The sequence below is a fragment of the Streptomyces bugieae genome (assembly GCF_036352915.1).
Classification (GTDB): domain Bacteria; phylum Actinomycetota; class Actinomycetes; order Streptomycetales; family Streptomycetaceae; genus Streptomyces; species Streptomyces endophytica.
In genome coordinates, this window is the sequence record NZ_JAZBJP010000262.1 from 1 (window position 1) to 255 (window position 255).

1 protein-coding gene is annotated in these 255 nt (G+C 66.7%); it reads right to left on the reverse strand.

The annotated features are described in order from the left end of the window. A partial coding sequence (locus V2J85_RS41150; protein ID WP_330824456.1) for a heterodisulfide reductase-related iron-sulfur binding cluster occupies positions 1-255 on the reverse strand: 255 nt, incomplete at both ends.

Consider the following 255-nt stretch of genomic DNA (forward strand, 5'->3'; position numbering starts at 1 on the left):
CGTCCTCGCCGAAGGCGGCGTTGAGGGTGGCGACGTTCTCCGCGCCGAGTTGCTGGAAGAGGAATTCGTTGCCCAGGCGGCGGGGGGAGTCGCCGGTGCACTTCTCGTCGCCGCCCATGATGGCGAACTTGACGCCGGCGATGTGGAGGAGTTCGGCGAAGGCCTTGGTGGTCTTCTTGGCGCGGTCTTCGAGGGCGCCGGCGCAGCCGACCCAGTAGAGGTAGTCGACTTCGGTGAGGTCTTCGACGTCCTTGC